Origin of the sequence: Aquabacter albus (genome assembly GCF_040049275.1) — a bacterium.
GTDB lineage: Bacteria > Pseudomonadota > Alphaproteobacteria > Rhizobiales > Xanthobacteraceae > Aquabacter.
Genome location: NZ_JBDZDT010000016.1, coordinates 43,094 through 52,238, shown reverse-complemented (window position 1 = coordinate 52,238; position 9,145 = coordinate 43,094). Strand labels below are relative to the sequence as shown.

9 protein-coding genes are annotated in these 9,145 nt (G+C 66.2%); 4 read left to right on the top strand and 5 right to left on the bottom strand.

Going from position 1 to position 9,145, the window contains the following annotated elements:
* Nucleotides 1-97 (top strand): IS3 family transposase (locus tag ABLE91_RS27490; protein ID WP_348930610.1); only part of this gene is annotated, 97 nt, incomplete at its 5' end.
* A 152-nt stretch (nt 98-249) separates the two neighbouring features.
* Here ABLE91_RS27490 and ABLE91_RS27485 read toward each other — a convergent pair.
* Entirely contained in the window at nt 250-984 is a 735-nt protein-coding gene (locus tag ABLE91_RS27485) for an alpha/beta fold hydrolase (protein ID WP_348935739.1), read from the bottom strand.
* Nucleotides 985-1,082: 98 nt separating this feature from the next.
* On the opposite strand from ABLE91_RS27485, the gene ABLE91_RS27480 reads away from it, so the two are divergent.
* Nucleotides 1,083-1,691 (top strand): TetR/AcrR family transcriptional regulator, encoded by a 609-nt coding sequence (locus ABLE91_RS27480; RefSeq protein WP_348935738.1) that lies wholly within the window; start codon nt 1,083-1,085, stop codon nt 1,689-1,691.
* 104 nt (nt 1,692-1,795) lie between these two features.
* Here the strand turns inward: ABLE91_RS27480 and ABLE91_RS27475 are convergent, their stop codons facing one another.
* Nucleotides 1,796-3,286, bottom strand: a complete 1,491-nt coding sequence (locus ABLE91_RS27475) for a sensor domain-containing diguanylate cyclase (protein WP_348935737.1) — start codon at nt 3,284-3,286, stop codon at nt 1,796-1,798.
* A 320-nt stretch (nt 3,287-3,606) separates the two neighbouring features.
* Here ABLE91_RS27475 and ABLE91_RS27470 point away from each other — a divergent pair, with 320 nt between their 5' ends.
* Nucleotides 3,607-3,963, top strand: a complete 357-nt coding sequence (locus tag ABLE91_RS27470; protein ID WP_348935736.1) for an MliC family protein — start codon at nt 3,607-3,609, stop codon at nt 3,961-3,963.
* 13 nt (nt 3,964-3,976) lie between these two features.
* On the opposite strand, the gene ABLE91_RS27465 is transcribed toward ABLE91_RS27470, so the two are convergent.
* From ABLE91_RS27465 to ABLE91_RS27455, 3 genes are all read right to left on the bottom strand, one after another.
* A complete protein-coding gene (locus ABLE91_RS27465) occupies nt 3,977-4,897 on the bottom strand; it encodes a hypothetical protein (protein ID WP_348935735.1) in 921 nt (306 codons plus the stop codon).
* 275 nt (nt 4,898-5,172) lie between these two features.
* Nucleotides 5,173-6,465: an ATP-dependent DNA helicase gene (locus ABLE91_RS27460; protein WP_348935734.1), complete on the bottom strand. Its 1,293-nt coding sequence runs from the start codon at nt 6,463-6,465 to the stop codon at nt 5,173-5,175.
* Nucleotides 6,462-7,463, bottom strand: a complete 1,002-nt coding sequence (locus ABLE91_RS27455) for an adenosine kinase (protein WP_348935733.1) — start codon at nt 7,461-7,463, stop codon at nt 6,462-6,464. The genes ABLE91_RS27460 and ABLE91_RS27455 overlap by 4 nt, the downstream gene beginning before the upstream one ends.
* A 264-nt stretch (nt 7,464-7,727) precedes the next feature.
* Between ABLE91_RS27455 and glmM the strand changes: the two genes are divergently transcribed.
* Complete coding sequence (glmM, locus tag ABLE91_RS27450) at nt 7,728-9,071, top strand: phosphoglucosamine mutase (protein ID WP_348935732.1); 1,344 nt, start codon at nt 7,728-7,730, stop codon at nt 9,069-9,071.
* Nucleotides 9,072-9,145 lie beyond the last annotated feature (74 nt).

Genomic DNA, 9,145 nt, shown 5'->3' with positions numbered 1-9,145 from the left:
CGACTACATCGAGCGCTTCTACAATCGCCGACGCAGGCACTCGACGCTAGGCTATCTGAGCCCGATCGAGTTCGAGGAGCGAGCTAAATTAGCTTAACCTGGTGTCCACAAAACCGGCGGCAGGCCACATGGAGCAAAACACGAATTCATGACGGCTTTGGGTGGAAGACGGACGTTGCGGACGCTGTGGAAACCGGCCCTCAGAAAGGGCTAAGCGAATATTCGTTCACGCGCTCGCCCCAGGATCGCCTAGCTCGCTGAAACAAGAATCCTAGTCAGTTCATTTGGCGCGTCGATCATGATGTCGTGACCGCACTCGACCTCGAACACCTTCCAGCCCTTGCGCTTCTTCGCGAGTTCGTACTGCTTGGCGATCTGAGTATTTCCCCAGCTCGCAGCGTAGATATAGGTGTGGTTTGTGATGCGGTCGGCATTGTTTCCGATCCGGATCTTCTCGCGGAGTGTCGCGTACGGATGCGCCGTGAGACGTCGGTTCACCATGGCCCGATCCGCCTTGTTCACCTTGAAATACCAGGCCGGTGGCGGCGGCGTCAGCTTGTAGCCGCGACCAAACAGCCAGACCGTAATCAGGATCGGCAGCAGCCGCCAACCGGGAAAGACATAGTCGTTCATGCATTTGCCGTTCTCAGGCACGACGGCGTCGAGGAATACGAGATTTCTGATGCGATCCGGGATTCGGTCTGCAACGCCGGCTATGACCATGCCGCCATAGGAATGGCCGCACAGGATCACGTCGCCAAGGTTTTCCCGTTCGAACAGCTCGACGATTTCGTCAACATGGGTGGTCAGGTTGATCCGGCGAGCATCCATGGAAGCGCGCTCCGCCAACCCGGCAAGCGTCGGCGTGAACACCTCATGCCCCTGTGATCGCATGATCGCAGCGACCCGGTCGTAGCACCAGCCGCCGTGGCTCGCGCCGTGGATGAGAACGAAAGTTTTGGCGGGCTGGGGCAGAGTGGTCACGCGCACCTCCTCAAGGCGCCCGCCACCTATCGCTGATCGATTGATCAGTCAACGCTGATCATGCGATCAGCGCAATGGATTCGACTGGAGACCCGCCAATGCCGGAACTGCGCCCCACCTTTCCGCAAGGCGACGCCCGCAACGCCATCGTTGAAGCCGCGCTCGCCGTATTCGCGGCCGAGGGGTTCCATGGCGCCGGCACCCGCCAGATCGCCCAGGCGGCGGGCGTCTCCCAGCCGCTGCTCAATCACCATTTCGGGGGCAAGGAAGCGTTGTGGCGTGTGGTTGGGGAACAGATCACCGCCGATTTCATGGCCTTTATGACTGACGCCGTGGACTTGGCCCTACCTCCGGGTGACGGTGTCACGGCGATGCTTCGAGCCTACCTGGCGTTCTGGAAGGCCCGGCCGTTATCGTTCCGGTTCAACCTCTGGCGACGGTTGGACGGCCTTCAGGATGAGCGCGTGTCCCGCTCCGAGCAAATGACGCGGCCGGTCGTCGCCTTCATGCAACGAGCCCAAGACGCTGGCTTTATCCGCAATGACTTGCCGCCCGGCCTCGCCGCGATCATGGGCGGTGCTCTGGTACAGTTCTTGCTTGACAGCCAGCTTGAGATTCGCGCGGCCTTGGCGGTCACCGGCGATGAAGGGCTCGCAGACGAGGACGCCATCGGCCACATTGTTCGCCTGCTCCGCGCCCCAAGCTGACGAGCGGGGTGCGCAAGACGAGCCGCCTGAGAGCGGACCTTCCAAACGTCCGACATGGGCCGAAAGCGGCCGATCAAGGCAATGCTGCTAATCACCCCAAAACCTCAGGCGGCCAGCACCACCCGGTTGCGGCCCTGGTCCTTGGCCCGGTAGAGGGCCTGGTCGGCGGCCTCCAGAAGCTGGTTCACCGACTGGTCCTGCGAGGGGCGCACGGATTTCACGCCGATGCTCACGGTGAATTTCGGCAGATCGAGGCCGGCAATCTCGCAGGATCTGGCGCGGATGGTTTCGGCGATGCCCATGGCGGCGTTGTGGTCGGTGTCCGGCAGCACCACCGCGAACTCCTCCCCGCCATAGCGCGCGCCGAGATCGCCGGGGCGGCGGATGCTCTCGTCGATGACCCGCGCCAGGGCTTTCAGCACCTCATCGCCCCTGGAGTGGCCGTATTTGTCGTTCAGCTCCTTGAAGCGGTCCACGTCGATCATCAGCAGCGCGAGGGACGCGCCGGTGCGGCCGGTGCGCCGCCATTCCCGCTGGATCACCTCATCGAAGCGCCGGCGGTTGGCGAGGCCGGTCAGCCCGTCGGTGACGGAGAGGAAGGCGAGGTCCGCCTCCGCGATGACGCGGCGACGAAGCTCTCCGCGCAGCATCACCGCCAGAACCACCATGGCGAGGCAGACGAGCAGCGTGATGGCGCCGATGACCGTGGAGCGCCACCACCAATCTTCGAAAATGTCCTCGGTGGAGAGCGCGACGTCCACGATCAGCGGCTGGTTCGGCACGCGGGCGAAGGTGTAGAAGCGCTCCACCCCGTCCACCGAGGCCGTGCCCACGAAGGATCCGGAAACCTTGGTGCGCATCTGCTGGAAGTTCGGGCTTTTCGAGAGGTCCGTCCCCACATCGCCCTGCCCGTCCTTGGGCGGCTGCCGCGTGAGGATGCGTCCCTCTGTGCTCAAAAGGAGGAGCGCGCCCCTCCGGCCCATGTCGAGATTGGCGAAGAAGGCATCGATATAAGCCAGACGGATCGCGATCAGGATGACGCCGGCAAAGCTGCCGTCAGGATTGTTGAGACGGCGGCTCAAGGCGATGCTGGGATCGCCGCCACGCAGGCGGCTGCGGAAGGGCTCGCTCACATACAGGCCGAGGTCCGGATTGTCGCGCTGGATCCAGAAATAGTCGCGATCCGCGAAATTGGCGGAGCGCGGAATGTCGGAGCCGGAATCCAGCTGGATGTTGCCGTTCGCATCCAGCACCAGCATGGAGCCCACATAGTCGGCGCTCGCGGCGATGGATGCCAGCATGCGGTGCTTCGCGCTGTCCGAGAGCAGCGCGCCCTCCGCATCGCTGAGCGCGCCCACGGCAAGGTCGAGGGCGAAGGTGTAGAGGCGCATGTGCCGGTCGATATGGCCGACCACGCCGTGGAGCAGGTTCTCGGAGGAATGCTCCGCCCGCTCCCACGCATCCTCGCGCGCCTGCCAGAGCGTGACGCCCACCACGAGCATGACGATGAAGGCCGCGGCCAAGCTGCCGGTGAACAGGAAATGGGCGATCCTCGGCAAAGCGGGGCGGGACCGCTCCGGCGCCGTATCCTTCAACCCTGCCGTTTCCGGCCTCGACCCTCTCATGGACCTGCAACTACCAGACGAAACGCGGGCGGAGGTCGCCATTTCGGCTGCGTCTCAGCGCCTCGAATGGCCCACCTGGATACATGTTATGCTAGCACGATTAAGGCGTTATCGTGAGCTGCGCTGCGTCAGGTCCCTGCGTTATCCCCCGCATCGCATGTATATTTCTGTCATCGCCGAGGGCGAGCATGGGGCCGGGCGGAGGCGATCCTGCCGGAACCGCCTCGCCTCGCCACGCGCTATATTGCGGATGCCCGAACAGGCGCCTTGCCAAGGGCTGGGAGACACAGGTGAAGACAGCATCCATCGCGCTCGCCGCGCTTTTGTGCGCCGCCCCCACCCTTGCTTCGGCGGACGACCTCACCGTGCCCATGCCCGAGGGCACCAAGGTCCAACGCCTGAAGGCGAGCTATGTCTGCCCCGGCATCGGCCCGTTCACGGCGGAATACGTGACGGCGGGGGACATCTCGCTGGCCTTGCTGCCGGTGGATGGCCGGCCGCTGGTGTTCGCCAATGTGCTGTCCGGCTCGGGGGTGCGCTATGCCGCCGGGCCCTATGTCTGGTGGACCAAGGGCAACAGCGCCGCGCTCTATGACGTGCGCAAGGGCGAAAAGGCCGAGCCGGTGCAATGCGAGGAGAAGCAGTAGGCCTCCGCCGCGCTCAGACCTTCTTCTCCGCCATCTGCATCGCGGCCGCTGCCCTCTTCTGGCTCTGACTGGGGCGCCCGGAGGCCAGCGGGAGCTGGGTATGCGTGTTGATGGGCGTGCAATACTCGGGATGCCCGAAGAGATGGGCCACGAGAATCTGCTCGTGCCACCATTGGGGGATATGGTCGCCGTAGAAGCGCAACCCGTTCACGGGCGCGATCTTCATAGCCTCGCTTGCCGCGTTGAATTCCTTGATGGCGAGAAGTTCGCCGGTGAATTCGTTGTAGGCCTCGTCGACGGGACCCACCGTATCATCGAAATAGCAGATGACGCGCGGAAGCAGCCTGTGGTGGTCCATGTCGAATATCTTCAGCGCGGCCACCGTGGAAGAGTAATAGTCGAGATCGAAGGAGATGAAGCCGACGGGGGCGACATCGTCACGGTCGGCAAAGTCTCTCAGGGTCTGCGCGACGTCACCGAGAACAAGCTGCGCCGAGGTCAATCTGGCCCTCAAGGCGGGGACATCCATTTCGAAATAGCCCTGCTGGAAGACATAGGGCATGTCGCGATAGTCCTGCGGCGGAGGCATGCCTGTGCCGGTGTCGAAGCCATAGACCGTCACCGCGACGCCGGTCTCGGCCTTCACCGCCTCGGCATGCTGCTCCAGCGCCACGAGGCCGTTGCCGCCCGCCACGCCGAACTCGATCGCCGAGATGGTCTTCTTCCCCAGCTTCTTCGCTAAAAGCGCGGCCTGCAGCAGGCCGACGCCGTAAAAGGGGCGCTCGACTGTCAGATAGTCCAGCTTCCGCTGATAGCTCAGCACATTGAAGCGACGATCAATGGCACGCAGAAGCTGATAGCGCGCCGGCATGTGGGGGCTGAACAGGAGTTTACGCAGCCTGGTGAGGACATTGTCGCGATGTTGAGGCTCCATTGGCATCACCTCCGTGCCGATGTGCAGACATGGCCGCGCGGTTCAATCCCGGAGTTGCGCAAATATCGGTGCGACAGAGTACCGAATGCTGCATTCGGCCATCGGGCAAAATACGGGTCATCCCATGATGCGTAAGTGTGGAGGCTGGCCGCTTCGCTGGCATTGACTTGCGGCCATGCAGGGTAAGGCCTCCTCCTTTTGGGTATTTGGCCAGATCATGCACACCGGTCTGACGGATGTGCGGTTCGCGCCGGGCACGTCGGTTCCGACGCGCCTCAGTCCGCCTCGGCCTCGAACGCCGCCACGAACGCCGCCACCCGCCGGTCGAACCTGATGTCCGAATGCCGGATGGGCCGCACCAGGGACAGCCCCTCCATGGAGCGGGCGCGGGAGAGGGCCACATAGGCCTGCCCCGCCGCGAAGGCGCCGTTCTCGAAGTCGATGCGCACATCCTCCAGGGTCAGCCCCTGCGCCTTGTGCATGGTCATGGCCCAGGCGGGCGCCAAAGGAAGCTGGCTGTAGGTGCCCACCACCTGCGCCTCGATGCGCCCCGTCGCCTCGTCCCAGCCGTAGCGCGTGCGTTCCCAGGTGAAGCTCTCGATCTCCACGGTCGGCCCCGCATCGAGCCGCACCAGGGCCGAATGGGCGCCGATGCCCGCGACCGTGCCCACCGAGCCGTTCACCCAGCGTCGCGCGGGGTCGTTGCGCAGCGCCATCACCCGCGCGCCGGGCTTCAGCACGAGGCGCTCGGGCACCGGCAGCCGGTCGCCCTCCAGGCCGAACTCGCCCTTCAGCAGGCCGGCGAAGGTGCGCTCCGCCCCGCCCAGCGCCGCAAGCCCCTGCTGGTTGTAGGCGTCCGCCCGCGCATTGGTTGGCGTCAACAGCACCGGCAGGGCGCCGGCCCGATGCGGCCGCACGCAGGCCGCGTTCAGCGCCTCGATGGCCTCGCGCAGGCTGATGCCGCGCCTGAGGCACCCGAGGATGGCGATGAAGGCATCGTCGGACTGGCGGTGCACCTTGGTGAAGGGGGCGCGGGCCACCTCCCGCTCCATCAGCGCCTTGGCGTCGAACGCGAACGGCCCGCCATAGCCCATGCGCGCCAGCATCTCCTGCTCGGCGAGGGGCACCACGGGCGGAAGCTGGAGGAAATCCCCCACCAGCAGCATCTGCACACCGCCGAACGGCTCGTTCGTGTCGCGGGCGATGCGCAGGGTGCGGTCCACCGTGTCCAGAAGGTCCGCGCGCACCATGGAGATCTCGTCGATCACCATGCGGTCCAGCTTCTTCGCCAGCCGGCGCACCTGCACGCGCGGCTTCACCTCGTCCGGATTAAGGATGCGCGGCGGGATGCCGAGGAAGGAATGGATGGTCTGGCCGCCGAGCTGGAGCGCGGCGACGCCGGTGGGCGCCAGGAACACCTGGCGGCCACGCGGCGTCTTGCGCAGCTCGTGCAGGAAAGTGGTCTTCCCCGTGCCGGCCCCGCCCAGGACCATGATGGTCCCCGCGCCGGCCTCGATGTGGCGCAGCGCGCGCGCCGCGCCCGCGCCGGGATCGACATCCGTGCTCACGTGATGAAGCCGGCCTCCTTGGCAAGGTCCGCCAAGGTCTTCTGGGGCCGCGCGCCGATATGGGAGATCACCTCAGCCGCCGCCAGCGCGCCGAGCCGGAGCGAGGTGGCGGGATCGACGCCGCGGGCATGGCCGAACAGGAAGCCGGCGGCGAACAGATCGCCCGCGCCCGTGGTGTCCACCACCTCGGCCACCGGATGGGCGGGAACGGTCACTGCGGCGCCGTCAGTGGTGAAGAGCGCGCCCTTCTCGCTGCGCGTCACCACGGCCTGCTTGGCGTCGGCGCGCAGCTGCACCAGAGCCGCGTCGAAATCGGCGGTCTCGTAGAGCGACTTCACTTCCGATTCATTGGCGAACACGAGATCCACCACGCCCTTGCGCAGCAGATCGAGGAATTCCGCCCGGTAGCGGCTGACGCAGAAGGCGTCCGAGAGCGTGAGCGCCACCTGCCGGCCCGCGTTGTGGGCGATCTCGGCGGCGGCGAGGAAGGCCTGCTTGGCCGGCGGCGGGTCCCACAGATAGCCTTCGAGATAGGTGATGGACGCGCTCTCTACGAAGGCGCGGTCGATGTGGGCGGTGGTGAGGTTCTGCGCCGCGCCGAGATAGGTGTTCATGGTGCGCTCGCCGTCGGGCGTCACCAGGATGAGGCAGCGCGCCGTGGCCGGGCCGTCCGCGGCGGCTTGCGTCTCATAGGCAACGCCAGCGGCGCGGATGTCGTGACCGAACACCCCGCCCAGCCCGTCATTGCGCACCAGCCCGACAAAGCCCGCGCGTCCGCCAAGCGAGGCGACACCGGCGGCCGTGTTGGCGGCGGACCCGCCCGAGATCTCGATGCCCGGCCCCATGGCCTGGTAGACCGCCTCGGCCCGCGCCTCGTCGATCAGGGTCATGGAGCCCTTCGGCATCCCCTGGGCGAGGAGGAAGTCCTCCTCAGCGCGGGAGAGGACGTCGACGATGGCGTTGCCGATGGTGAGGACATCGAGGGTCGCGGTGGACACGGGCGCGCAGCTCCAGATAAGGCGTGCAAGGCAAAAGGACGCGCAGCCCTAGCACTGCCTCCACCATCGGGGCAACGCAGCCGGGCGCCCCTTGGCCGGCAAAGCCGCAAATTCCGCTTGAAAAGGCCGCGAACCCCCGCAATGTCACCTTCGCTCATAAAAATTGAGCGGCGGAAGCCGTTTGGAATGGGTAAAGGGCGAATCGCATAGGTTCGGGGGCGATTCACGCCTTGAGCGGGTGTCGTCCTGAGAGGGAAGCAGAGAATGTCGCGAAAGTATTTCGGCACGGACGGCGTGCGCGGCCGCGCGAACGCCACGCTCACGGCCGATCTTGCGCTGCGTGTCGGCATGGCAGCCGGCCTTGTGTTCCGCCGCGGCGAGCACCGCCACCGGGTGGTGATCGGCAAGGACACCCGGCTCTCCGGCTACATGATCGAGACCGCCCTGGTGGCCGGCTTCACCTCCGTGGGCATGGACGTGCTCCTGCTCGGCCCCATGCCGACGCCGGCGGTGGGCATGCTCACCCGCTCCATGCGCGCCGACCTCGGCGTGATGATCTCCGCCTCCCACAACCCCTACGACGATAACGGCATCAAGCTGTTCGGCCCGGACGGGTTCAAGCTCTCCGACGCCATCGAGCACGAGATCGAGGAACTGATCGACCAGGAGCTGGCGAAGAAGCTCGCCAAGCCCGCCGAGATCGGCCGCGCCCGGCGCCTGGAAGGCGTGCATGCGCGCTATATCGAATATGCCAAGCGCACCCTGCCCCGGAACCAGTCCTTCGACGGGCTGCGGGTGGTGGTGGACTGCGCCAACGGCGCCGCCTACCGCGTGGCGCCGGAGGCGCTGTGGGAGCTGGGGGCGGACGTGGTGGCCATCGGCACCGAGCCGGACGGCCTCAACATCAACCGCGACGTGGGCTCCACCTCCCCCGCGGCGCTCGCCGCCAAGGTGCGCGAAGTGCGCGCCGACATCGGCATCGCCCTCGACGGCGATGCGGACCGCGTCATCATCGTGGACGAGAAGGGCCACGTGATCGACGGCGACCAGATCATGGCCGTGGTGGCCGAGAGCTTCAAGGAAGACGGCCGCCTCTCTCGCGACGGCATCGTTGCGACCGTCATGTCCAATCTCGGCCTGGAGCGCCATCTGAAGGACGTGGGGCTCACCCTGTCCCGCACCGCCGTGGGCGACCGCTATGTGCTCGAGCGCATGCGCAGCGACGGCTACAATGTGGGCGGCGAGCAGTCGGGCCACATCATCCTGTCCGACTATTCCACCACCGGCGACGGCCTCCTCGCCGCGCTCCAGGTGCTCGCGGTGGTGGCGCGCCAGAAGCGCCCGGTGTCCGAGGTCTGCCACCGCTTCGAGCCGCTGCCGCAAATCCTGAAGAACGTGCGCTACCAGTCCGGCCAGCCCCTGGAGAATGCGGCGGTCATCACGGCCATCGCGGATGCCGAGCGCCGCCTCGCCAATCACGGCCGCCTCCTCATCCGTCCTTCCGGCACCGAGCCGGTGATCCGCGTCATGGGCGAAGGCGATGACCGCGAGCTGGTGGAGACGGTGGTGGACGAGGTGATCGACGCGCTCCAGCGCGTGGCGGCGTGATGTCACCAAAGGGGCGTGGCAGGGCCTGACCCGGCCACCTCCTGCGCTTCGCGCCAAAGCCCAGAAAAGTTCAG